Origin of the sequence: Pseudomonas fluorescens, assembly GCF_000967965.1 — a bacterium.
Lineage (GTDB): Bacteria > Pseudomonadota > Gammaproteobacteria > Pseudomonadales > Pseudomonadaceae > Aquipseudomonas > Aquipseudomonas grandcourensis.
In genome coordinates this window covers 42,621-64,588 of sequence record NZ_LACC01000015.1, presented here as the reverse complement: position 1 = coordinate 64,588, position 21,968 = coordinate 42,621, and the positions used below count along the sequence as shown (strand labels likewise).

The 21,968-nt window shown below is 60.2% G+C and carries 25 protein-coding genes and 1 pseudogene; 9 read left to right on the top strand and 17 right to left on the bottom strand.

The annotated features are described in order from the left end of the window. Window positions 1–86: 86 nt before the first annotated feature. The 4 genes from VC35_RS13260 to VC35_RS13245 all read right to left on the bottom strand — a co-directional run bounded on the left by VC35_RS13260 (window position 87) and on the right by VC35_RS13245 (window position 2,677). Window positions 87–1,415, bottom strand: coding sequence for a deoxyguanosinetriphosphate triphosphohydrolase (locus tag VC35_RS13260; RefSeq protein ID WP_046040619.1), 1,329 nt, complete (start codon window positions 1,413–1,415; stop codon window positions 87–89). Window positions 1,416–1,630: 215 nt separating this feature from the next. Then, entirely contained in the window at window positions 1,631–1,975 is a 345-nt protein-coding gene (locus VC35_RS13255) for a hypothetical protein (RefSeq protein ID WP_046040617.1), read from the bottom strand. After that, window positions 1,972–2,361, bottom strand: coding sequence for a phage holin family protein (locus tag VC35_RS13250; RefSeq protein ID WP_046040616.1), 390 nt, complete (start codon window positions 2,359–2,361; stop codon window positions 1,972–1,974). The genes VC35_RS13255 and VC35_RS13250 overlap by 4 nt, the downstream gene beginning before the upstream one ends. A gap of 1 nt (window position 2,362) precedes the next feature. Further along, window positions 2,363–2,677: an ElaB/YgaM/YqjD family protein gene (locus VC35_RS13245; RefSeq protein WP_046040614.1), complete on the bottom strand. Its 315-nt coding sequence runs from the start codon at window positions 2,675–2,677 to the stop codon at window positions 2,363–2,365. Window positions 2,678–3,006: 329 nt separating this feature from the next. Here VC35_RS13245 and VC35_RS13240 point away from each other — a divergent pair, with 329 nt between their 5' ends. From VC35_RS13240 to VC35_RS13225, 4 genes are all read left to right on the top strand, one after another. Continuing rightward, complete coding sequence (locus VC35_RS13240) at window positions 3,007–4,215, top strand: ammonium transporter (RefSeq protein WP_046040612.1); 1,209 nt, start codon at window positions 3,007–3,009, stop codon at window positions 4,213–4,215. A 105-nt stretch (window positions 4,216–4,320) separates the two neighbouring features. Continuing rightward, on the top strand, window positions 4,321–4,557 hold the full coding sequence (locus VC35_RS13235; protein WP_046040611.1) for a glutaredoxin family protein: 237 nt from the start codon (window positions 4,321–4,323) through the stop codon (window positions 4,555–4,557). A gap of 172 nt (window positions 4,558–4,729) precedes the next feature. Then, complete coding sequence (locus tag VC35_RS13230) at window positions 4,730–5,047, top strand: hypothetical protein (protein WP_008020364.1); 318 nt, start codon at window positions 4,730–4,732, stop codon at window positions 5,045–5,047. 125 nt (window positions 5,048–5,172) lie between these two features. Next, the gene (locus tag VC35_RS13225) at window positions 5,173–6,063 is read left to right on the top strand and encodes a pseudouridine synthase (RefSeq protein WP_046040608.1); all 891 of its coding nucleotides are present in this window, start codon (window positions 5,173–5,175) and stop codon (window positions 6,061–6,063) included. An 84-nt stretch (window positions 6,064–6,147) separates the two neighbouring features. Here VC35_RS13225 and VC35_RS13220 read toward each other — a convergent pair whose 3' ends face one another. Together VC35_RS13220 and mobA are read right to left on the bottom strand one after the other, a co-directional pair. Then, complete coding sequence (locus tag VC35_RS13220; RefSeq protein WP_007994800.1) at window positions 6,148–6,369, bottom strand: YgdI/YgdR family lipoprotein; 222 nt, start codon at window positions 6,367–6,369, stop codon at window positions 6,148–6,150. A 77-nt stretch (window positions 6,370–6,446) separates the two neighbouring features. Further along, window positions 6,447–7,049 (bottom strand): molybdenum cofactor guanylyltransferase MobA, encoded by a 603-nt coding sequence (gene mobA / locus VC35_RS13215; protein WP_046040606.1) that lies wholly within the window; start codon window positions 7,047–7,049, stop codon window positions 6,447–6,449. A gap of 81 nt (window positions 7,050–7,130) precedes the next feature. On the opposite strand from mobA, the gene moaB reads away from it, so the two are divergent. Both moaB and VC35_RS13205 read left to right on the top strand, forming a co-directional pair. Next, window positions 7,131–7,670, top strand: a complete 540-nt coding sequence (gene moaB, locus VC35_RS13210; protein WP_046040604.1) for a molybdenum cofactor biosynthesis protein B — start codon at window positions 7,131–7,133, stop codon at window positions 7,668–7,670. Beyond that, window positions 7,654–8,880, top strand: coding sequence for a molybdopterin molybdotransferase MoeA (locus tag VC35_RS13205; protein WP_046040602.1), 1,227 nt, complete (start codon window positions 7,654–7,656; stop codon window positions 8,878–8,880). Before moaB ends, VC35_RS13205 begins: the two co-directional genes overlap by 17 nt. A gap of 64 nt (window positions 8,881–8,944) precedes the next feature. Here the strand turns inward: VC35_RS13205 and VC35_RS29990 are convergent, their stop codons facing one another. Beyond that, window positions 8,945–9,259, bottom strand: coding sequence for a hypothetical protein (locus VC35_RS29990; RefSeq protein WP_223466159.1), 315 nt, complete (start codon window positions 9,257–9,259; stop codon window positions 8,945–8,947). Between the two features lie 197 nt (window positions 9,260–9,456). Here VC35_RS29990 and VC35_RS29985 point away from each other — a divergent pair. After that, window positions 9,457–9,570: pseudogene (locus VC35_RS29985) on the top strand (lipid kinase YegS); the annotation flags it as partial. Here VC35_RS29985 and VC35_RS13195 read toward each other — a convergent pair. The 3 genes from VC35_RS13195 to VC35_RS13185 form a co-directional block, all read right to left on the bottom strand. Then, on the bottom strand, window positions 9,554–10,213 hold the full coding sequence (locus VC35_RS13195) for a response regulator (RefSeq protein WP_046040599.1): 660 nt from the start codon (window positions 10,211–10,213) through the stop codon (window positions 9,554–9,556). The pseudogene VC35_RS29985 and the gene VC35_RS13195 sit on opposite strands and share 17 nt — an antisense overlap. Then, entirely contained in the window at window positions 10,210–11,103 is an 894-nt protein-coding gene (locus tag VC35_RS13190; RefSeq protein ID WP_046040598.1) for a sensor histidine kinase, read from the bottom strand. Before VC35_RS13190 ends, VC35_RS13195 begins: the two co-directional genes overlap by 4 nt. Window positions 11,104–11,579: 476 nt before the next feature. Continuing rightward, entirely contained in the window at window positions 11,580–12,050 is a 471-nt protein-coding gene (locus VC35_RS13185; protein WP_046040597.1) for a hypothetical protein, read from the bottom strand. A gap of 464 nt (window positions 12,051–12,514) precedes the next feature. On the opposite strand from VC35_RS13185, the gene VC35_RS13180 reads away from it, so the two are divergent. Together VC35_RS13180 and VC35_RS13175 are read left to right on the top strand one after the other, a co-directional pair. Continuing rightward, on the top strand, window positions 12,515–13,450 hold the full coding sequence (locus VC35_RS13180; protein ID WP_046040596.1) for a chemotaxis protein CheV: 936 nt from the start codon (window positions 12,515–12,517) through the stop codon (window positions 13,448–13,450). Window positions 13,451–13,620: 170 nt separating this feature from the next. Continuing rightward, a complete protein-coding gene (locus VC35_RS13175) occupies window positions 13,621–14,427 on the top strand; it encodes an MOSC domain-containing protein (protein ID WP_046040595.1) in 807 nt (268 codons plus the stop codon). Between the two features lie 71 nt (window positions 14,428–14,498). On the opposite strand, the gene ppnP is transcribed toward VC35_RS13175, so the two are convergent. The 7 genes from ppnP to VC35_RS13140 form a co-directional block, all read right to left on the bottom strand. After that, a complete protein-coding gene (gene ppnP / locus VC35_RS13170) occupies window positions 14,499–14,783 on the bottom strand; it encodes a pyrimidine/purine nucleoside phosphorylase (RefSeq protein WP_046040594.1) in 285 nt (94 codons plus the stop codon). Between the two features lie 69 nt (window positions 14,784–14,852). Next, window positions 14,853–15,395 (bottom strand): 3'-5' exonuclease, encoded by a 543-nt coding sequence (locus VC35_RS13165; RefSeq protein WP_046040593.1) that lies wholly within the window; start codon window positions 15,393–15,395, stop codon window positions 14,853–14,855. Window positions 15,396–15,465: 70 nt separating this feature from the next. Beyond that, window positions 15,466–17,427 carry an acetyl-CoA carboxylase biotin carboxylase subunit gene (locus VC35_RS13160; RefSeq protein ID WP_046040592.1) on the bottom strand — a complete coding sequence of 654 codons (1,962 nt, stop codon included), beginning with the start codon at window positions 17,425–17,427 and terminating at the stop codon, window positions 15,466–15,468. 65 nt (window positions 17,428–17,492) lie between these two features. Then, window positions 17,493–18,290, bottom strand: a complete 798-nt coding sequence (locus VC35_RS13155; RefSeq protein ID WP_046040591.1) for an enoyl-CoA hydratase/isomerase family protein — start codon at window positions 18,288–18,290, stop codon at window positions 17,493–17,495. Then, window positions 18,287–19,444, bottom strand: coding sequence for a citronellyl-CoA dehydrogenase (atuD, locus tag VC35_RS13150; RefSeq protein WP_046040590.1), 1,158 nt, complete (start codon window positions 19,442–19,444; stop codon window positions 18,287–18,289). Before atuD ends, VC35_RS13155 begins: the two co-directional genes overlap by 4 nt. A gap of 24 nt (window positions 19,445–19,468) precedes the next feature. Then, entirely contained in the window at window positions 19,469–21,085 is a 1,617-nt protein-coding gene (gene atuC / locus VC35_RS13145; protein WP_046040588.1) for a geranyl-CoA carboxylase subunit beta, read from the bottom strand. A 3-nt stretch (window positions 21,086–21,088) separates the two neighbouring features. Continuing rightward, window positions 21,089–21,958 (bottom strand): SDR family oxidoreductase, encoded by an 870-nt coding sequence (locus VC35_RS13140; protein WP_046040587.1) that lies wholly within the window; start codon window positions 21,956–21,958, stop codon window positions 21,089–21,091. Window positions 21,959–21,968 lie beyond the last annotated feature (10 nt).

Genomic DNA, 21,968 nt, shown 5'->3' with positions numbered 1-21,968 from the left:
CGATTCGACGAAACTTGAGTGCTGTTGGATGTTCAAGGGGGGATCAGCCATAACGAATGCCGTAATGGCTGACCAACCGATTCACTTCAGTGGCTGGCGCGGCCGGTCATTTCCAAAGCCATGTCACTGGCATAGCTGTCGGTCATGCCTGCGATGAAATCAATCATGCGCAAAAACGAAGTGTGCAACGGGCCGTGAGGGTCGGGTGCATTGTTGCCCAGCAGGTCAAGGATGCGGCGGCTCTTGAACGACGGCGTACGCCCATTGTGCTGCTCCAGCGCTGCACCACAAAAGGCGTTGAGCAGGATTTCCAGCGTGGTGTAGGCGCCGATCTCATGCAGGGTCTTGCGCTTGTCCTGGAAGATTTTCTTGCGGGCCATGTCCTTGGCATTGAGCACACAACGCTTGGCGGGACCGTGCATGTGTTCCACCAGATCGCCGGGCAGTGTACCGGCCAGCAGCGCATCCTGTTGCTCGACGAAGGCGCGGGCCGCGGCATTGGTCAAGTGCTCGATGGCTTTACCGCGCAGGATAGCCAGTTTGCGTCGGCGCGAATCGTCGGGGCCGAGCTGGCGATAGGTCTCCGGCAAGTCATCGCCCACCAGCCCCAGCAGCAGGGATTCGACTTCGGCGTATTCCAGCAACTCCATTTCCAGGCCGTCTTCCAGGTCGATCAGCGCATAGCAGATGTCGTCCGCGGCCTCCATCAGGTACACCAGCGGATGCCGAGCCCAGCGTTGCTCCTCCAGTTGTGGCAGGCCGAGTTTATGGGCGATCTGCTCCAGCAGCGGTAGCTCGCTCTGATAACAGCCGAACTTGTGTTTCTTGTAGCCCAGCGAGTCGGCGTGCCTGGCCGTCCATGGATACTTCAGGTACGTGCCCAGCGTTGCATAGGTCAGGCGGGTGCCGCCGTCGAACTGGTGATACTCCAGTTGGGTGAGTACCCGAAAGCCTTGGGCATTACCTTCGAAATTCAGGAAGTCATTGCGCTCGGCCTCACTCATTGCATCCAGCCAGCCACGGCCGGCGGCTTGCTGGAACCAATGGCGGATCGCGTCTTCACCGGAATGGCCAAACGGCGGGTTGCCGATGTCGTGTGCCAGGCAGGCCGATTGCACCACCATCCCCAGGTCGCTGGGTTCGCACCATTCGGGCAGAGTCTTGCGGATGGTTTCGCCGACGCGCATACCCAGTGAACGACCCACACAACTGACTTCCAGCGAGTGGGTCAGGCGCGTATGAATGTGATCGTTGCTGGACACCGGATGGACCTGGGTCTTGCGCCCGAGGCGGCGGAAAGCCCCCGAGAAAATGATGCGGTCGTGGTCTTTGTGGAAAGGGCTGCGGCCGAGTTCTTCAGGGCTGTGCAGAGGTTTTCCGAGGCGTTCGCGGGTAAGCAGGGTGTGCCAATCCAAGGCGGGGTCTCTCCGTCAGGTGACTGATAGCCTAGCTTCCCGTTTCGCGCCATGACCTGCAAGCGGAACTACAACCTGGCGGCGTCGATATCGAGGCCTCCTTGTAAGATCTTTTTTGGAGGGTGCCTGTTGACCGGGTAGGCGCACAGGATTGCACCCCTCGATAGAGGGGCACATCCCGTCGATATGGCAAGAATACAGCCAGAAAAAACTGATCAGTCTTTGCGCGAAGAGCCCTGCATGATCAGTTTGATCAGCGGCCCCAGTGAGGTGCCGAGGCGGATCAGCCGGGTCAGGCTGCTGATACCACCCCCGTTTTTTGCACCCTTTCCGGTCAGAAAACCCAGCAAGGTGACGGCGGCCACGCCCCAGAGTGGAGCGTGCTTGATGCCGAAGCCGTCCTGCAGGTTTTGCGTCATCCCGCGCACCCGTTGCAAGGGTTGCAGCAGTTGCGCGGATTCGTGGCGGATTTCCTGACGGTGCATTTCCATGCGCAGGCGGATCAGGGCCTTGCGCATTTCCGCGCGCGAGCTGTTTTGTGGCAATTCAGGCAGGCTCATGGCAGCAGGCGCTCCCGATCGTTCGCCAACTCTTCCAGGGTGCCGTGGAAGGGCGAGGACTCATCGAAAATCGCTGCTCTCAGGCGCATCCCACAGAATATGGCGGCGAGGGAGTAGAACACACAGAGCCCGATGATGGCGGCCAGGCGATACGTGTCCCAGAACAGGATAAGCACCAGCGTCGACAGCCCTACCAGCAGCAGCAACGCAAACACCAGCGCCAGGCCGGCAAACAGCAACAGGCTGACGGTGCGGGCTTTTTGTTCCTGCAATTCGATGCCGAACAGTTCGACATGGCTGTGCAGCAACCCAAGGAAGGCAGCACCCAGGCGCCGCGATGAGGAGCTGGTTCCCGTCATGGACGGGCCGGATTCGCCGATCGACATATCAGCGCCGGCTGGCCAGCAGGCCGATCAGGAAACCCACGCCGGCCGCGATCCCGACGGATTGCCAAGGGTTGGCCTGGACATAGTCTTCAGTGGCGGTGACAGCAGCCTTGCCGTGTTCGCGCAGGGAGTCTTCGGTCAGTTTCAGGGTTTCACGGGCACGCAAGAGACTGTCGTGGATCTGCTCGCGCAACTCGTCGGCCTGATCGCCGGCCAGGGTCGCGGTGTGCTCCAGCAACCGTTCGGTGTCACTGACCAGTGTCTGAAAGTCGTTCATCAGGATTTCTTGAGCAGTCTTTGCCTGTGTGCGGGCCATGGTGGATCTCCTTAAGTGGCGTTCTGATGCGTTCGAGTATGAGCCTTCGGCGAAGGTTCAGTACAAATGGCTGGTACAACTTTTGCTGAGTCGTGGTGCGCCGGTCCGCACCATTGCGTTATTGCCGGGCATGATTTCAGTAAAACCGTAGGACCAACAATCAAAAACTCGCGTAAACGTCCGGGGCGCGTTTTTCCTGGGCGGCATCCGTGCGCCAAAGTGGTTCAACGGGATCAGTCTGCTGATCCCTGGAAGCTGCAAATTGGTGCATGGGCAGCCATCGCGAACTGCTTTGGTGCTTTTTTTCTGCCATAAGGTCTGCCCATTCCATGGAAAATCTGCAAAGCGCTGTGGACACCCTGGTCCATAGCTCCAACACGCTGTTCATTCTGATCGGTGCGGTCATGGTTCTGGCCATGCACGCCGGTTTCGCCTTTCTCGAAGTCGGAACCGTGCGACAGAAAAACCAGGTCAATGCGTTGTCGAAAATCCTCAGCGACTTCGCTGTTTCGACACTGGCCTACTTCTTTATAGGCTATTGGATTTCCTATGGCGTGACGTTCATGCAGCCAGCGGCCGTGCTCAATGCCGACCATGGCTATGGACTGGTGAAGTTTTTCTTCCTGCTGACCTTTGCCGCGGCGATCCCGGCGATCATTTCCGGAGGGATCGCCGAGCGCGCCCGGTTTGTCCCGCAACTGTGTGCAACCGCGTTGATTGTCGCGTTCATCTATCCATTCTTCGAAGGCATTGTCTGGAACGGCAATCTGGGCTTGCAAGCCTGGTTGCTGGAGCGCTTTGGCGCCGGTTTCCATGATTTTGCCGGCTCGGTGGTGGTGCATGCCATGGGCGGTTGGCTGGCACTGGCGGCGGTGCTGTTGCTCGGGCCGCGTAATGGCCGGTATCGCGAGGGCCGGCTGGTCGCGTTCGCGCCATCAAGCATCCCTTTTCTGGCACTGGGCTCGTGGATCCTGATTGTTGGCTGGTTCGGCTTCAACGTCATGAGTGCGCAAACCCTGCAAGGTGTCAGCGGGCTGGTGGCGGTGAACTCGTTGATGGCCCTGGTGGGCGGTACGGTGGCGGCGCTGATTGTCGGGCGCAATGACCCCGGCTTTCTGCATAACGGCCCGTTGGCGGGGCTCGTGGCAATCTGTGCCGGTTCTGACCTGATGCATCCTGTGGGGGCGCTGGTCACCGGTGCCGTCGCGGGGGCGTTGTTTGTCTGGTGCTTTACCGCGGCCCAAGGCAAATGGCGCATCGACGATGTGTTGGGTGTGTGGCCGTTGCATGGCTTGTGCGGCGTGTGGGGCGGCATCGCCTGCGGCATTTTCGGCCAGACCACTTTGGGTGGGCTGGGCGGGGTCAGCCTGATCAGCCAGTTGATCGGCACGGCACTGGGCATCACGGTTGCGCTGGCCGGCGGGTTTGCGGTGTATGGCGTGATCAAGGCGCTGCATGGATTGCGCCTGAGTCAGGAAGAGGAGTATTACGGCGCGGACCTGTCGATACACAAGATCGGCGCCGTGAGCCAGGACTGACTCGGGTCTCTTTATCGTCGGTGGCATCAGGGCAGGGGCCTCAATGGCTCGACGGTTTTTCGGGGCAGGCCTAGAATGGTCACTTCATTTTCTGGTTGAGCGCTCATGCTTCCCGAATGTCAGCTGTTCGGCACCCTTGGATGCCATCTCTGTGAAGTAGCCGAAGCCATGTTGATGGAATTCGTCGAGCGCGGTCTGCTGGTGGAACTGGTGGACATCGCCGACGATGAAATATGGTTCGCAGCCTACAGCCTGCGTATTCCGGTGTTGCGGCGAGTCGATACCGGTGCTGAACTGGGCTGGCCGTTCAGTGCCGATCAGGTGGTGGCGTTCCTGCATTAAGCGGTTCTTGCGCTGGTGGCGTGTTCCGTCTGTCGAACTTTGCGATTGATCCCCTTGGCTTATTCGGTGTTGATCGGATACTGTATGCGTATACAGTTATTCGTGGTGCCTGCCTTGCCGTTCCTGATTTTCGGGAGTGAGCTGGCAAGCCCGGGCGTCAGAGGGATGAATCGTGGTCAATGTCGAACAGTTGAAGAACAGCGTGAACCGGATGTCCGCGGACGTCGTGCGCGAGGCTGTCCTTGAGTTGCGTCTGGATGGTCTGGTGACCGAGGGGAAAACGCCCTTCAACAAAACGCATTTCAATACCTGTTTCGCAGAAATCGAAGCCTTGTTTCAGCGCGCGGGTTATCACCGGCAACTCGATGTCGTGGGTTATCAGGGGTTGTTGTACGCCCTGTATGACCCCGCTCGCTGGGAGGCGGTCGATGTACTGCGTTGGCTCAAGGAGTACACCGAAGCGGCGGCGCGCACACAGATCCCGGCTTGAGGAATCTCCTCCAGGGGGCGTTCTCAATTAGTTTTCACGCCGGGAAAACTAATTGAGAACGCCCCCTAGGTTCATTCCCCTTGCTGTTGGATAATGCCGCTCTGCACTGAGGCTAGAGCTTTCGTATGTCCACTTCTTCTTTTTCCGCGGCACACAGTCAGGCCAGTACGCTCTACTTGCCACCTGGCCCGTGGCAGACCGTTGTCGATTGCCTGTGCGAGCATTTCAGCGCCATCGGTCGTGAACAATGGCTGGACAGAATTGCCCGTGGCCGGGTCCTCGATGGACAGGGCATGCCGATTGCCCTCGATCTGGCGTACAGGGAAGGTTTGCGGATTCATTATTTTCGCGAAGTTCCGGATGAAAAACCGATCCCGGTGATCGAGTCGATTCTGTACGCGGACGAGCATCTTGTGGTGGCCGACAAGCCACATTTCCTGCCTGTGACACCGGCTGGCGAATACGTCGAACAGACGCTGCTCAGGCGCTTGATCCGGCGTCTGGACAATCCGCACCTGGTGCCATTGCATCGCATTGACCGGCACACCGCAGGGCTGGTGCTGTTTTCCGCCAACCCGCAGACTCGTTCGGCTTATCAGTCGTTGTTTCCAACCCGGCAGATCGAAAAACGCTACGAGGCCATCGCCAAGGCGTTGCCCGACCTGGCTTTCCCGTTGGTGCATAAAAGCCGACTGGTCGATGGCGAACCGTTCTTCCGCATGCAGGAAGGTCCGGGGGCCAGCAATACCGAGACGGCGGTCGAAGTCAGGGAAAAGCAGGAGGATCTCTGGCGTTATGGTCTTTACCCGGTGACGGGCAAGAAACATCAGCTACGGGTACATATGGCGGCGTTGGGCGCCGCAATCTGCAACGACCCGTTTTACCCCGAGGTGCTCAAGGATGCGCAGGATGACTATGCAAATCCTTTGAAACTGCTGGCTCAGGGGCTGAAGTTTATCGATCCGGTCACGGGCCAGTCGCGAGAGTTCGAGAGTGAAATCACCCTGCAATGGTGATTGATAAGCGATCCTGGCGCGCTGTTCTCCAGGCATGAAAAAGCCCGCATCAAGCGGGCTTTTCTGTATCCGGTGGCACCAGGATTACAGCTCCTTGACGGTACGAACCTGATCTTTGTTGATGCGGGTCTGCTTGCCATCGAGCTGTTCGAATTCGTAGAAACCGGAATCCTTGTCGAATTGCGGCGTGTCGACGGCCTGGATTTCGCGACCGTCATTCAAGGTGATCACCGTAGGCGATGCACAACCGGCGAGGGTGGCAAGGCCCAGTGCGAGCATGAAAGTGGCGAGGGTCCGTTGAGTCATGAGTTGTGTCTCCGAATAAGAATTCTGTGGTTGCTGAACTTGAGACGTGCACCGTCTGCGCAAGTTCCTGATGAATATCAGTCTGACACAGTGCCATGACCGCTTAAAAGTTCCGGCGTGTTGAGGTTGGCCAATCGTGGGTCCTTGTCGGGGCATTGCAGCGCGGTTGCGCCGAGCTTGCGCATCAACCGGCCAGGGCTGCGCTCACCCTCGTTCCAGGCATTTTCAAATGCTGCCCTGTGTTGCACGGGAATCACACACAACAACGGCTCCCAGTGGTCATCGTGCCGCACCATCAGCGGCTTGTCCGGATGCAGATTGGCGGCCTCGCGCATAGTGCCGATCAGCGCCGCATCGATGCCCGGAACGTCACAGGGTATGACCAGCAGATGGCTATGGCGAGCAGCTTTCAGGCCTGCACGAATACCGGCCAGTGGCCCGGGGAAGTCACCTTCATCATCGTGGACCAACTGGTCGGCGTAGGGGGCGTACTTCTCAAGGTTGCGATTGCAGGAGATGATCAGGTCATCGGTCAGCGGGCGGGTCTTGCGATGCAGATGCGCAATCAGGGGTTCGCCGTGCCAGTCCAGCAACCCTTTGTCCCGACCACCCATACGTTGGCCGCGCCCGCCCGCCAGGAGCAGAATGGAGCAGGGTGGCAATTGTGAATTCGTGGTCATGGCAGGCCTCCATGGGGGCGGCGAAAAAACGGAGCGCTGTGATATAACACCGGGCTGTTTCTCCTACAACTGGACGAGCCTATGAAAGCCAAGGCTGATGTACCTTTCGCACCGCTGAATATTGCAGTGCTGACTGTCAGCGATACCCGCACACTGGAAACCGACACCTCAGGCCAGGCCTTTGTCGACGGCTTGACCGCTGCCGGTCATTACTTGGCCGCCCGGGTGTTGCTCAAAGATGACCTCTACAAAATTCGCGCGCAAGTCGCCAACTGGATTGCCGACGATGTCGTGCAGGTGGTGCTGATCACCGGCGGTACCGGTTTTACTGGACGTGACAGCACGCCGGAAGCCGTCGGTTGCCTGCTGGACAAACAGGTCGATGGATTTGGTGAGCTGTTCCGCCAGATCTCGGTTGCCGATATCGGCACCTCAACCGTTCAGTCCCGGGCGTTGGCTGGACTGGCCAACGGCACGCTGGTTTGCTGCTTGCCGGGCTCGACCAATGCCGTGCGCACCGCTTGGGACGGCATACTGGCCGAGCAACTGGATTCGCGGCATCGGCCGTGCAATTTCGTGCCTCATTTGAAACAGGCAGCGCCTTGTGAATCCCGTGGGTAAGCCTGGCAAGTCTGGCAGCCTGATGCCTGTCGAGCAGGCGTTGGCGCGCTTGCTGGAAATGGCCGAGGCCTCGAGGATTGTCGAGCGTGAACGCTTGCCGTTGGCGCAGGTACAGGGGCGCGTACTGGCTGAAGACCTGGTGTCGACGCTTGATCTGCCGCCCTGGCCCAACAGCGCCATGGACGGTTATGCCTTGCGTATGGCTGACTGGACGGGAGAGCCGTTGCTGGTCAGTCAGAAGGTGTTTGCCGGCCAGGCCCCCGGTCCGTTGCAGCCAGGCACCTGTGCGCGCATTTTCACCGGGGCGCCTGTTCCCGCCGGTGCCGATTGCGTCGAGATGCAGGAAAACGCCGAGGTTCAGGCCGATGAGCGAGTACGTTTCACTCAAGCCTTGACCCAAGGCCAGAACATCCGCCCACAAGGCCAGGAAACCACCGTCGGCGAGTTGATTTTGCCGGCAGGTACGCAACTGGGGCCGATCGAGCAAGGATTGGCTGCCTCCTTGGGATGCGCTGAGCTCGAGGTGGTTCGCAAGGTGCGCGTGGCGGTGCTGTCTACCGGCGACGAGTTGATTGAGCCGGGGCAGACGCTGGGCCCGGGACAGATCTACAACAGCAACCGCGTGTTGTTGTGTAGCTGGTTGCAGCGTTTGGGGTGTGAGGTCGTTGACGCGGGAATTCTGCCGGACAATCTGGAAACCACTCGCGCCCGATTAGGTGAGTTGAAGGGTGTCGACCTGATCCTCTCGACCGGTGGCGTATCGGTGGGGGAAGCCGATTTTCTGGGCATCGCCTTGCGCGAAGAGGGCGAACTGACGCTGTGGAAACTCGCCATCAAGCCCGGTAAACCGCTGACGTTCGGGCATTTTCGCGGTGTACCTGTAATTGGCTTGCCGGGCAATCCGGCATCGACCCTCGTGACCTTTGCCTTGTTGACCAGGCCCTATCTCCTGCGTCGTCAGGGAGTGCAGGACGTTGAGCCGCTGAAGGTGCAGGTGCCGGCAGGGTTTGACTGGCTCCAGCCCGGCAATCGGCGCGAGTATTTGCGCGGACGGCTGGAAAACGGCAGGGCGACGATCTACAAAAACCAGAGTTCCGGTGTGCTGCGCAGCGCTGCCTGGGCTGATGGACTGGTGGAAGTCCTGGAAGGTCGCACGCTGGTTCAGGGCGATAGCGTTTTCTTCATTCCGTTGAGCGAAGTCCTGAGCTGATAGCTTCAGCGGCTTTGTCACACAAGACCCGGTTGATTGAACCGGGTTTTGTGTTGAAGGCAACTCAGTGTGCCAGAAGCAATGAAATAACCTGCTCGAAACGGCTATTGGCGATCCAGCCAAGGAGGCCGAGGATCACGGCTGTTCCGCAGGCGGAATAGGCAAGTCGGTGCTTGATGGATTTGACGTCATCCCGGGCTTCTTCCATGTCCCTGCGTATGCACTTGAGGTGTGTTTCCAGCTCGGTGACGCGAGGTTCCATATCAACTTCTCCCGTGGCTTTTGTGCTGTTGCGGCATTCAGCTCGATGGCCTGCATTTTTATCATCTGTGAGCGGCAAGACCGAAATGGCCGGTGATGCGAGGTTTTGGCGTTGCATGGCACGTCCTTGTGATGTCTTGCAGCCCAAGGTCTACCAATTCGGATTTGTGGTCAATTGAGCCGATTCCTCACGTTTTGTAAGAAAAATCCTGCCGTGTAGGGATCAAATCCTTCCGACTGGAAACAATTCGTTTTCTTTCGACTTTTAACGGGGGGGGCATCTGGCGTCGACAGCATGTTATTCGTGCGCGCCCGCCCTGGAAGGGGGACAACCTGCGTTTCTCGGTTCGCCCGGCGGCGTTACTCGTGCATCTGCCAGACGATTCGCCGCTGTTACATGCCGGTGAGGTGCCTAGTCATCGAGGCTGATGATTTGTTCACGCACGGCAAACAGTACCAGGCCGGCCACATCGTAGATCTGCAGACGCTTCATGATCTGCGAACGGTGGGTTTCGACGGTCTTGACGCTCAGCCCCAGGCCATTGGCGATCTCTCGGGTGGATTTTCCGCGAACGATCAACCGCAGGATTTCCAGCTGACGTGCCGTCAGGTTGTGCGAGTCGGCGGGTTCGGGTGGGTGCTTCTGGTTTCGGGTCAACGCCTGGTTGATCACCGTGTGGGCAATGGCCGGGCTCAGATAGCGCTCGTTGTTGCGCAAGGCCTCCAGCGCGTGTTCGAGTTCGGTCGCCGTGGTGTCCTTGAGCAGGTAACCATGGGCTCCGGACTCCAGCGCCTGCATGATCAGGGCCGGGTCGGTATGCATCGAGAGGATCAGGACCTTGCTCTGCGGGCGCACCCGCTTGAGCTGCTGCAAGGCTTCGAGGCCGCCGGTCTGGCGCATCGAAATATCCAGCAGGACAATATCCGGGGACAGATGCCCGACCATCTCGAGCAGCTGCGAGCCGTCACTGGCCTCACCGATGACGGCATAGCCGGGCAGATCCATTACCAGGGCGCGCACGCCAGCCCTGATCAGCGAGTGGTCATCCACCAGTAGTAAATTACAAGTCAATGCATAACCTTATTCGAACTGGCCCGTTCGAGCGCACGGGGCGCCCAGGGAAAAAGAGCTTCGATTTGAGTGCCTTTGCCCGGCTCGCTGGTAACGGTCAGTGTGCCGCCCAGTTGATCGATCCGTTCCGACATCCCGGCCATACCGCGCTGCCCTTCACGACCAGGGTCTGTTGCGGGGGCGAAGCCCTGACCATCGTCGCTGATCTGCAACTTCAGGCCTTGGGGCAGACGCTGCAGGCACACTAGCAGGTTCTTGGCCTGGGCATGGCGCAGGATGTTGGTGACCGCTTCCTGGGTGATACGGAAAGCTGCCACGGCCATTTCCTCCGGTATGCCGGTCAGGCGCTGCTGGCATTCCAGGCTCCAGTGCACCGGGGTGTTGGCCAAAGTCTTGAGCAGGTGCGCCCGCAGACTGGCTTCCAGCCCAAGGCTGGCCAACTGCCGGGGATTGAGAATGGCGGATACGTCACGAACTTTGGCCAGGGTTTCTTCCAGCGTGTCGCAGAGGACCGTGCATTGTTCCTGGAGCTCTTCGGGCATCCGGCGTTTGAGCCAGTCACTTTGCAGTTTGGCGGCGGTCAGCAATTGACCGATGTCGTCATGCAGTTCGCGGCTCAGCCGGTGACGCTCGTTTTCCTGGACCTGCAACAGCCGGTCGGCCAGTTCCTGAGGCTGGAATTTGATCGATTTGCGCGAGAGGCAGTACTGCACGGCAACACTGGTCAGCGCCGCAACATTGAGCACCAGCAATGACAGGGGCAACGGGATGGACAATCCATGGACCAGCAAGCTGCCGAGGGTCGAGCAGACGCATAGCAACAGCGTGAATACGCGTGCATTTGCTCGGGAAGGTGGCCACGTGGCGATTGACTTGAGGCTGGCGTGCATAGCGGATGGAGCCAATGGATGTTCGCTGCGGGCTGACCGGTCATGCTGGCTGACAGGCCCCTGTTTTTTTAATGTGGAGCGCCGACGCGTTCAGGTCCGAACTGCAGCGAGCTGTATCCGGCTGCAATCACACTGCCATTAATTGGCGTCAACTAACAGGCGGCATGTTAGCACTTAAGATACCGTTGGTCGCGTCCGTATGTATGTCCGAAAAGTCAGGAGTCCAGTCGTCTGGACGATGATTCCATAATGGAACAAGTTGGTTGTTGCCGCTGCAAAATGCCGGTTGCCCCGGGTTTTGTTGTTGATACCAGGCAATACCCTGGTCAAGGCAGGCGCGCAATTGTCGATGGGCAATAGTGGTTGCTTAAAGATGTCGCTTACAGCTATGAAATATTCATTTGCGACATGTGCGCACTCAAGTTACAGCGCGGTATTGATAACCAAAAACACGCCATACGGCATGTTTGGCAAGTTCAGGCCTGTCGTTCCGAATAGGCTACGAGGGTGAAGGGCCTGGAGTTGACCGGTGGTTGAAACCGGCTTTGCCCGACCTGAAAGGCAAAAGCTTCAATCAGGGTGGCCTGTTCGCTGTCGTCGAGACTGAGCTGTCCGGTGGTCTGGTCGATGAGTTCGAGTTGCCAGGCAATCAGGGTCAGGCAGTCTTTCAAGGCATTCAGCGCGTCGTCGTGCAGGCTCATGGTGTTCTGTGCGTGGTTCAGCAGGCCATGAATATGCAGAGAGAATTCAGACACGGCCGCCAATGCCAGGGCATCGGCCTTGTTGGCCAGCTTGAGCAGTGTGCTGAGCAGACAGTCGATAGCGTCCTTGTCATTGCAGATCAACTGCAGATGGCTCAGGCATTCCTCGGTTTTAGCCAGGAGTGTTTCAGCCTCGACAAGAAACTCCGGGAGCCGCTGGGCCCACTCTTTACGGTCGTTCGGCATACTTATCTCCACAACGTCATGTCAAATGAGGGGATATCGTGTGTGTCGACGAGGGCGGTCGGAACCCCGGCATTGCCGAGTCGTCGGGTGAACGAACTGTGGCTGGCCCGGAAACAGGCTGGGGAACACGAGAGGGTGGTTGGCCACTGACTTGCGATCGCACACAAAAGCCTGACTCCGTTCATGCAATGAGAATGGCGTCACATTAATGGCTATTGGATATTGCGAATATCAGGTTGCACCTGATTGTTGATAGGGGAATCCCTTACGCAGGGGAACCTTTCGCGCAAACAAGGGTCGCGCTGGCGCAGAAGTGCAGCAGATGTAATCACAGCGCCAGTAAAGCATGATGTTAATGTGACATCAATGGCCGGGCGTGGCATTTTAGAGAGGGTCAAGCTTCGGCAAAAACAGCCGATAACCTTCCTGAAGTGAATTCATCCGAACAAGACCTGGAGTCATTGATGGCCGGCATTCTCGACACGGTAGACCAACGCACGCAACTGGTGGGTGAGAATCGCCTGGAAATTCTCATGTTCCGGCTCGCCGGACGGCAATTGTTCGCAATCAACGTCTTTAAAGTACAGGAAGTCCTGCAGCTGCCGAAGTTGACGCTGATGCCGCAGCGCCATCCTTTTGTGTGCGGCGTGGTCAACCTGCGTGGCCAGACCCTGCCGGTGATCGACCTGTCCCAGGCCATTGGTATGCGCCCGTTGGTGCCGGGGCCTGGCAGCACGATTATCGTCACCGAATACAACCGTTCCGTTCAGGCCTTCCTGGTCGGTGGCGTGGACCGGATCGTCAACATGAACTGGGAAGCCATCCTGCCGCCCCCGAGCAGCGCCGGCCGCCAGCACTACCTGACGGCCATCAGCAAGGTCGATGACCAGCTGGTTGAAATCATCGACGTCGAAAAGGTCCTGGCCGAAATCGTCCCGTACAACGCCAAGGTCTCCCGCGCCAAGCTCGAGGATCCGGTGCTGGAACGTGCCCGTGGCCGTGAGGTGCTGCTGGTGGATGACTCCAACGTGGCCCTGGCGCAATTGCGCGATACCCTGGGACAGCTGGGCGTGAAGATGCACATCGCCAGCGACGGGTTGAAGGCCTTGAACATGCTCAAGGCCTGGGCTGATACCGGCGTGAACATGACCGAAAAACTGCTGATGGTCTTCACCGATGCGGAAATGCCGGAAATGGATGGCTATCGCCTGACCACCGAGATTCGCAACGACCCGCGCCTGCGCGGCTTGTACGTGGTGCTGCACACCTCGCTGTCCGGCAGCTTCAACGACTCGATGGTGAAAAAGGTCGGTTGCGACAATTTTCTCTCCAAATTCCAGCCGGACAAGCTGGTCGACGTGGTGCGCCAGCGCCTGATGCTTGACGAAGTGCCGGCCTAAGCGGGTCCGCACAACTGTGGGAGCGGGCTTGCTCGCGAAGGCGTCGGCACATCCAGGACTGATGTGACTGATACACCATCGCGAGCAAGCTCGCTCCTACAGGTCTTTGCTCTTTGATTCGCTGATCAAGCTCGTATAGGGTGGCGTTTTTACCTACCAGGGAGCTGGCCATGTTGCGTCTGAGTGCGCTGTATCGTTATCCGTTGAAGTCCGCCAAGGGCGAGACCTTGCAGGTGATCGGTCTCGATAAACTCGGGCTGGACGGCGATCGCCGCTGGATGCTGGTGGACGAGGCCAGCGGGCGCTTCCTGACACAGCGTGCGGTGGCGCAGATGAGCCAGTTGTCGGCGCTGTGGAATGCCGAGGGTGGCTTGACCCTCAGCGCGCCCGGCCATTCGCCGATCGACATAGCCTTGCCCGGTAACGGTGCAGAACTGCGTGGCGTGACGATCTGGCGCGATACCTTGCGAGTCCCCGATGCAGGCGATGAAGCTGGGGCCTGGGTCAGCCAGTTCATTGGCAAACCGACTCGCCTGGTGCAGGTGCCGCTGGATCGTGCGCGGATGACGGAGGCCGGTTACGGCAAGGATGACGACCAGGTGGCGTTCGCCGATGGTTATCCGCTGTTGCTGATAGGCCAGGCCTCTCTCGAGGACTTGTCGCAACGGGTCGGGCGTCCGTTGGAGATGCTGCGTTTCCGGCCGAACCTGGTGATCGAAGGCAGTGCAGCGTTCGCCGAGGACGGCTGGAAGCGTATCCGTATCGGCGAGGTCGAGTTCCATGTGGTCAAGTCCTGTTCACGCTGCATCCTGACCACCATCGACCCGCAAACCGGGGAGCGCAGCGAAGACCGCGAACCCTTGGCCACCTTGCAGAAATACCGTTCCCAGGCGGACGGCGCAATGTTCGGCCAGAACCTGGTCAACGAGGGCAACGGTCGACTCGAAGTCGGCATGCCGGTGGAGATCCTCGAGTAATTTTGCGCAGAATAAAAAATGCCCGTGTCGAAAAACACGGGCATTTTTTATTGCAGTGAAGCCCGGCAGGTTTAGCCGCGGTATTCGCACAGGTAAGCGGTGTCGACGGCGACTTTCAGCTGGAACTTGCTGTTGGCCGGCACGTTGAACTGGCTGCCGACGGCAAAGGTTTCCCAGTCGCTGCTGTCCGGCAGTTTGACGGTCAGTGCGCCGCTGACCACGTGCATGATTTCACGCTGGCTGGTGCCGAATTCGTACTCGCCCGGAGCCATGACGCCGATGGTCGCTGGACCTTCTGCGGTGCCAAAGGCGATCGACTTGACGGTGCCGTCGAAGTACTCGTTGACTTTAAACATGGGCGATTCCTCGAAAAGGGCTAAAAAGGGCCGGCCAGTATGCACAAGGCCCCGGGAGTCGTCACCTGTCTAAAGCGGAAGAACCAGCGGCAGCAGGCGTGCGGTATTGCGCGCATCTTCCAGCGCCCGGTGTTGCTGGCCGGTGAACTGCAGGCCGGCCAGTTGCAGGGCGCCGTTGAGCCCCAGCGGGCGTTCCAGGCGCCGGGCCTTGGCAAAGCGCTGTTTGAGGTTCATGTGCGGCACGTTGGCCAGCACGCTGGCGAGTCCCAGCTGCTGCCAATCCTGAAGCAGTTGTTTGCGATCGTAATCGCCCCAGCTGACCCAGCCTTCAAGTCGCGTTTGGTGTTGGCCGAGCCAGCGTTCAAATGCCGGCCAGACTTCGCCCAGCGGTTGCGCGGCGTCGATGTTGGCTTGGGTGATGTGCGTCAACTCCCGGCAAAACGGCGTCAGCAACGGCCGCCGCAAAGGCCGGACGAAGCGCTGGAACTGGTCCAGTTCGCGACCCTTGCGGTCCACCAGGGTGGCGCCGATTTCTATGATTTCCATATCCGTTACGGGCCAACCCCCTTCATCGGTGGTGGCCTCCAGATCAATGACCAGCCAATGAGGCATTGCAGGGTTCCTGGTATCCGCGTCCTGTAGGGTTTGAGCGTAGCCAAACCCGGCGGTTCCGCCTAGCGGCTTATTCGACCTCCAATAGAATCTGCCGGTTTTTCACCTGATCCCCGACTTTGACTTGCAGGCGTTTCAGAACACCGTCGATGCCCGACTTCAATGGATGCTCCATTTTCATCGCCTCCAGTACCACCAGCAGTTGGCCCTTGGTCACCTTGCTGCCTTCGTTGACCAGGACGTCGACAATCGCCCCGTCCATCGGTGCCTTGAGGGTGCCGGAGCTGACACTGGCCTGGCCGGTAACCTGCGCCTGAGTGCGATCCACGAACTGCAGGCTGCCCGGCCGGGTAAACAGCCAGAGACGCCCGGCCTCCAGACGGTAGGCGTGGCGTTGGCGAACGCCTTCGATTTCGAGGGTGGCCCAGCGTCCGTCGCTATGGATGATCTTCAGTTCGAGGCTGCGCTCGGCGACCTGAATGCGCAACGGCTCGCCCGGGATCGCCTGCAATGCTACCGGCCAGTCCTGATCCTCAAGGCCGATGCGATAGTGCAACGGCACGCTGGCGTTGTTGCGCCAACCGCCAAGCGGGGCCGGGTGAGCCTGCGCCGCGGCCTGATAGAACAGGGCGGCGGCGATGGCCAAGTGCTGCGCGCTTGGGGTTTCGGGATGCAGGCAGGGGTGGTCGGCGAAGTGCTGCGGGATGAAACTGGTGCTGAAATCACCGCAGGCGAACTGCGGGTGCTCCAGCAGGCTGGCAAGCAGGCGTTGATTGCTTTGCAGGCCCAGCAGCACGCTGTCTTGTACCGCCCGCAGCAGTTTGCGCCGGGCTTCCTCGCGGGTTGCACCGTGGGCGATGAGCTTGCCAAGCATCGGGTCGTAGAAGGGGCTGATGAATTGGCCTTCGATCAGGCCGTGGTCGATCCGCACGCCGTCCTGCAATGCCGGCTCCCAGGCCACGACGCGCCCGGTTTGCGGCAGGAAGCCCTGGGCCGGGTCTTCGGCATACAGGCGTACTTCCATGGCGTGGCCTGTGAGTTGCACCTGTTCCTGGCGCAAGGGCAGTGGTTGCCCTTCGGCGATGTTCAACTGCCAGGCCACCAGGTCCAGCCCGGTGATCAGTTCGGTCACCGGGTGCTCCACTTGCAGTCGGGTGTTCATCTCCAGGAAATAGAACTGCCCGCGCGCATCCAGCAAAAACTCCACAGTGCCCGCACCGACGTACTTCACAGCTCGCCCGGCCTTGAGCGCCGCTTCGCCCATGGCCTGACGCAACTCAGTGGTCATCACCGGGCAGGGCGCTTCCTCGATGACTTTCTGATGCCGGCGCTGCACCGAGCAATCACGTTCGCCGAGGTAAATCAGGTTGCCATGCCGGTCACCGAACAACTGGATCTCGACGTGGCGGGGTTCGATGAGTGCTTGTTCAAGAATCAGTTCGCCGCTGCCAAAGCCGTTCAGGGCTTCGGAGCGCGCGGTGCGAACCTGTTCCAGCAAGTCGCTGGCGTCGTGCACCAGGCGCATGCCGCGTCCACCGCCGCCAGCGCTGGCCTTGATCATCAACGGATAGCCAATGCGCTCGGCTTCGCAGCTCAGGGTGGCGTCGTCCTGCCCGGCGCCCTGATAACCGTTGATGCACGGCACACCGGCTTCGATCATGGCGATCTTCGACAGGCGCTTGCTGCCCATCAGTTCGATGGCCTCGGGGCTGGGGCCGATGAAGGTGATACCGGCATCCCGGCAGGCAAGGGCAAACCCGGCGTTTTCCGAGAGGAAGCCGTAGCCCGGATGGATCGCATCCGCGCCCGTGCGCCGGGTCGCGTCGAGGATGGCCGGGATGTTCAGGTAAGACTGTTGCACCGGGGCCGGGCCGATGTTGACCGCCTCGTCGGCCATCTGCACGTGCAGTGCATCGGCGTCGGCGTCGCTGAACACGGCGACCGTGCGATAGCCCAGCGCCTGGGCCGTGCGCTGGATGCGGCAGGCGATTTCACCGCGGTTGGCGATGAGGATTTTTTTGAGTCCGGGCATGGGTAGGCTCTCTGATTTTTAGCGGTGTCTGGTCGGGCCTCATCGCGAGCAAGCTCGCGAAGCTTTTAAATGGCCCACCCCGGTTTGCGTTTTTGCACGAAGGCCATCGTTCCCTCGATGCCTTCGGCTCCGGTCACCGCTTCGCTGAACCATTCAGCCGCTTGATCTAGCAACTCATCCGACGGCTGTCCGGCACTCGCCAGCAAGAGTTTCTTGGTCACCGCATTCGCCCCCGGCGCACAACACAACACATGGGCCAACACCTCATCGAGACGTTCGGCCAGGGCCTGCGGATCATGCTCGACAAAATGCACCAGCCCCATGCGCCGCGCCTGGTGACCATCAAAACGCGCCGCCGTCAGGGCGAGGCGCCGGGCCTGGGTCAAGCCGATGCGTTGCACCACGAACGGCGCGATCTGCGCCGGCAACAGGCCGAGGCTGGTTTCCGGCAGGCCGAATTGCGCCTGGTGATCGGCCAGGGCGATATCGCTGACGCAGGCCAGGCCGAGACCGCCGCCGAGTACCGCACCCTGCAGCACCGTGATCACCACTTGCGGTGCGTGTTGCACCTCTTGCAGCAGCGCGCCGAACACCCGGTTCAGGTCCCGGTGCGCAGTCGAGCCTTGAGCGCGGGCATTGGCCATGTCCTTGATGTCGCCGCCGGCACAGAAGTGCCCGCCGACGCCACCGATCACCAGTGCACGAACCCCTGGTTTATCGCGTACCGCAGCCAGCACCGAGCGCAATTCGGCGACCATCTGCAAGCTCATCGCATTGCGGCATTCGGGGCGGTTGAGGGTGATGTGCAAAACGCCGTTGTGCAGCTCCAGCAGCAAGGTCTGGCAAACCGGCAGGCCGCTCATTTCTTTTTCCCCGGCAGAATGCCCATGAGTTTGCAGATGATTCCCAGCATGATTTCGTCGGCGCCACCACCGATCGACACCAGCCGTACATCACGGTAAGCCCGGGCCACCGGGTTGTCCCACATGAAGCCCATACCGCCCCAGTATTGCAGGCAGCTGTCACTGACTTCGCGGCCCAGCCGCCCGGCCTTGAGCTTGGCCATGGAGGCCAAGCGCGTGACGTCCTGGCCTTTGATGTATTGCTCGGTGGCCTGATAGACCAGCGCCCGCAGGCATTCGATTTCGGTCTGCAGTTCAGCCAGGCGGAAGTGGATCACCTGATTGTCGATCAGCGCGTTGCCGAAGGTCTTGCGCTCCTTGCAGTATTCGATAGTGCTGTCGACGCAATACTCCAGGCCCTTGATCATGTTGGCCGCGCCGAACAGGCGTTCCTCCTGGAACTGCAGCATCTGCATCATGAACCCCGCGCCTTCATGACCGATGCGGTTGCGCTGCGGTACGCGCACATTGTCGAAAAACACCTGGGCGGTTTCCGAACTGCGCATGCCGAGCTTGTCCAGGTGCGAACTCAAGCTGATGCCCGGCGTGTTCATCGGCACCATGATCAGCGACTTATTGATGTGCGGTTTGTCGTCCGAGGTGTTGGCCAGCAGGCAGATGAAGTCGGCGCTCGGTGAGTTGGTGATCCACATCTTGCTGCCGTTGATCACGTAATCGTCGCCGTCCTTGCGCGCCGTGGTTTTCAGCCCGGCCACGTCGGAACCGGCACCGACTTCGGAGACGCCGATGCAGCCGACCTGCTCACCGCTGATGGCCGGGCGCAGGAATTCCTCGCGCAGCTCATCAGAGCCGAACCGTGCAAGCGCCGGGGTGCACATGTCGGTCTGCACGCCGATGGACATCGGAATGCCGCCGCAACGGATAGTGCCGAACTCTTCGGCGGCGACGATCGAATAGCTGTAGTCGAGCCCCATGCCACCGAATTTTTCCGGTTTGGAAATGCCCAGCAAACCGAGGTCGCCGGCCTTGCGGAAGATTTCGTGGATGGGGAAGCGCCCGGCCTTTTCCCATTCATCGACGTGGGGGTTGATCTCGTGCTCGACGAACTGGCGTACGGTGCGGCGCAGTGCTTCGTGTTCCTGGGTGAAGATCATTTTTATTGTTCTCCTTGAGCCGGCCTAGAGCCGGGCTACGCCAAAGCTGTTGGCTTGCAATGGCCGCACCTGGGCCTCGTGACAGATATCCAGCAAGTAACCCAGCAAGGTCCGGGTATCGCGCGGGTCGATCAAACCGTCATCCCACAAATTGGCGCTGCCGTAGAGCGCCGTGGACTGGCTGTCGAGTTTCTGCGCGGTGACCTGTTCCAGCATGTCGAGCATTTTCGGGTCGGGCACCAGGCCGTCCTTGGCCTGCTTGGCCTCGGTGACGATGCGCAGCACCTTGCCCGCTTGCGCGCCGCCCATCACGGCGGTGCGGCTGTTGGGCCAGGCGAAGATAAAACGCGGGTCCAGGCCGCGTCCGCACATCGCATAGTTGCCCGCGCCGTAGGAGCCACCGACGACGATGGTCAGCTTCGGCACCCGGGCGTTGGCCACCGCTTGAATCATCTTCGCGCCGTGCTTGATCACGCCTTGCTGTTCCGATTCGGTGCCGACCATGAACCCGGTGGTGTTGTGGAAAAACAGCAGCGGCGTCTGGCTCTGGTCGCACAGCTGGATGAACTGGGCGGCCTTGCTCGCACCTTTTGGCGTGATCGGGCCGTTGTTGCCGATGAAGCCACAGGCGCGGCCCTGGATTTTCAGATGACCGCACACAGTCTGCTGATCGAACTCGCCCTTGAATTCAAGAAAGTTCGAAGCGTCGGCCAGACGGGCAATGATTTCGCGCACGTCGTAGGGCTTTTTCGGATCATCAGGGATCAAGCCCAGCAGTTCGTCGATGGGGTAGAGCGGTTCCTCCCAGCGACGTTCGGGTAGTGGAGGCAACTGCTCGTTCCACGGCAGCAGGCTGACAATCTCGCGTACCTGACGCACACCGTCGGCGTCGTTTTCAGCCAGGTATTCGGCGGTGCCGGCGGTTTGTGCGTGCATCTCGGCGCCGCCCAGTTCTTCATCGGTGGCGACTTCGCCGGTGGCGGCCTTGAGCAGTGGGGGACCTGCGAGAAACAACTTGGCCTTGCCGCGCACCACCACCACGTAATCCGACAATCCCGGCTGATAGGCACCACCCGCCGTTGCCGAGCCGTGCACCACGGTGATCTGCGGCAAGCCCATGGCCGACATTCGCGCCTGATTGGCAAAGCTGCGCGCGCCTTCGACGAAAATTTCCGCCGCGTAATTGAGGTTGGCGCCGCCGCTTTCGGCGAGGGTGATCACCGGCAATTTGTTTTCCATGGCGATCTGTTGCAGGCGCAGGGATTTCTTCAACCCACTGGGGGAGATTGTCCCGCCCCTGATCGCGCTGTTGTTCGCCACCACCAACACGCGCACGCCAGACACATAGCCGATGCCGGCAATCAAGCCGCCACCGGCGGAGCTGCCATCCTTGTCGTCGTGCAGCTTGTAGCCGGCCAGGCTGGCCAGTTCGAGAAACGGCGCGCCGGGGTCCAGCAGCAGATTGAGACGTTCGCGGGGCAGCAACTGGCCGCGTTTTTCGAACTTCGGCCTGGCTTCGGCCGCCTTGTTCAGCAGGTTCTGTTCGAGCACGCGAACTTGCTCGATGGCGCTCAGCATCGCCGCACGGTTCTGGGCGAACGGCTGGCTGTGGGGATCGAGTTGCGACTGAATCACCGGCATGGGTTATTCCTTGTCCTTCAACACGTCTGGTATGTAGGCGCGGTGGAAACCGTTGTACGACTCGCTGTTGGTCGCCTTGTGGATCGGCCAGGCGCGGCCGCCGAGGCTGGCGGCGCCGTCGATGCGCAAGGTGCTGCCGCTGACGAACGCCGCTGCCGGGCTGAGCAGGAAAACAATCGCCGCGCTGACTTCCGATTCGGTGCCGATGCGCTTGAGCGGCACGTGTTCGCGCAGGGTCGGGATCACGGCCTTGAAGGCGCCTTCGTAGGTGTCCATGCCGCTGGAGGCAACCCACCCCGGCGCCACGGCGTTGACCCGCACCCCGGCATGACCCCATTCGTACGCGGCGGTCTTGGTCAGGTTGTCCATGCCCGAACGTGCCGCGCCGGAGTGGCCCATACCGGGCATGCCGCCCCACATGTCGGCGAGCATGTTGACGATGGCCCCGCCGTGCTTGCTCATGGATTGGTTGAACACTTCCCGGGCCATCAGGAAGCCGCCCACCAGATTGGTGCGCATCACAGTTTCGAAACCCTTCTGATTGATCGAGGCCAGGGGCGACGGGTACTGCCCACCAGCGTTGTTGACCAGGCCGTGAATGGGGCCATGCTTGCGGATCAATTCGCTGACCAGGTGCTGCACCAGTTCTTCCTCGCGGATGTCGCAAACTGCCCAATCAGCCTTGCCGCCGTCCTCGGCGATCTCCGCCGCAACGGTTTTCAGCTTGTCGGCCTTGCGCCCGACCAGCAGTACATGGGCGCCGAGGGCCGCCAGTTCGTGGGCGGTACAGCGGCCGATGCCACTGCCGCCACCGGTGACGATGATGTTTTGGCCGGCAAACAAATCGGCTTTGAAAATCGAATCGTAGGCCATGGCGGCAATC

Bases quoted from the DNA above. Each gene is read 5' to 3' on its own strand.
- moaB (WP_046040604.1), top strand. From the start codon at position 7,131: ATGAAAGCCAAGGCTGATGTACCTTTCGCACCGCTGAATATTGCAGTG.
- VC35_RS13165 (WP_046040593.1), bottom strand. From the start codon at position 15,395: ATGCCTCATTGGCTGGTCATTGATCTGGAGGCCACCACCGATGAAGGG.
- VC35_RS13225 (WP_046040608.1), top strand. From the start codon at position 5,173: ATGTCCACTTCTTCTTTTTCCGCGGCACACAGTCAGGCCAGTACGCTC.
- VC35_RS13140 (WP_046040587.1), bottom strand. From the start codon at position 21,958: ATGGCCTACGATTCGATTTTCAAAGCCGATTTGTTTGCCGGCCAAAAC.
- atuC (WP_046040588.1), bottom strand. From the start codon at position 21,085: ATGCCGGTGATTCAGTCGCAACTCGATCCCCACAGCCAGCCGTTCGCC.
- VC35_RS13155 (WP_046040591.1), bottom strand. From the start codon at position 18,290: ATGAGCGGCCTGCCGGTTTGCCAGACCTTGCTGCTGGAGCTGCACAAC.
- VC35_RS13245 (WP_046040614.1), bottom strand. From the start codon at position 2,677: ATGGCCCGCACACAGGCAAAGACTGCTCAAGAAATCCTGATGAACGAC.
- atuD (WP_046040590.1), bottom strand. From the start codon at position 19,444: ATGATCTTCACCCAGGAACACGAAGCACTGCGCCGCACCGTACGCCAG.
- VC35_RS13160 (WP_046040592.1), bottom strand. From the start codon at position 17,427: ATGCCCGGACTCAAAAAAATCCTCATCGCCAACCGCGGTGAAATCGCC.
- VC35_RS29990 (WP_223466159.1), bottom strand. From the start codon at position 9,259: ATGCAACGCCAAAACCTCGCATCACCGGCCATTTCGGTCTTGCCGCTC.
- VC35_RS13220 (WP_007994800.1), bottom strand. From the start codon at position 6,369: ATGACTCAACGGACCCTCGCCACTTTCATGCTCGCACTGGGCCTTGCC.
- VC35_RS13250 (WP_046040616.1), bottom strand. From the start codon at position 2,361: ATGTCGATCGGCGAATCCGGCCCGTCCATGACGGGAACCAGCTCCTCA.
- VC35_RS13255 (WP_046040617.1), bottom strand. From the start codon at position 1,975: ATGAGCCTGCCTGAATTGCCACAAAACAGCTCGCGCGCGGAAATGCGC.
- ppnP (WP_046040594.1), bottom strand. From the start codon at position 14,783: ATGTTTAAAGTCAACGAGTACTTCGACGGCACCGTCAAGTCGATCGCC.
- VC35_RS13240 (WP_046040612.1), top strand. From the start codon at position 3,007: ATGGAAAATCTGCAAAGCGCTGTGGACACCCTGGTCCATAGCTCCAAC.
- mobA (WP_046040606.1), bottom strand. From the start codon at position 7,049: ATGACCACGAATTCACAATTGCCACCCTGCTCCATTCTGCTCCTGGCG.
- VC35_RS13185 (WP_046040597.1), bottom strand. From the start codon at position 12,050: ATGCCGAACGACCGTAAAGAGTGGGCCCAGCGGCTCCCGGAGTTTCTT.
- VC35_RS13190 (WP_046040598.1), bottom strand. From the start codon at position 11,103: ATGCACGCCAGCCTCAAGTCAATCGCCACGTGGCCACCTTCCCGAGCA.
- VC35_RS13175 (WP_046040595.1), top strand. From the start codon at position 13,621: ATGTTGCGTCTGAGTGCGCTGTATCGTTATCCGTTGAAGTCCGCCAAG.
- VC35_RS13235 (WP_046040611.1), top strand. From the start codon at position 4,321: ATGCTTCCCGAATGTCAGCTGTTCGGCACCCTTGGATGCCATCTCTGT.
- VC35_RS13180 (WP_046040596.1), top strand. From the start codon at position 12,515: ATGGCCGGCATTCTCGACACGGTAGACCAACGCACGCAACTGGTGGGT.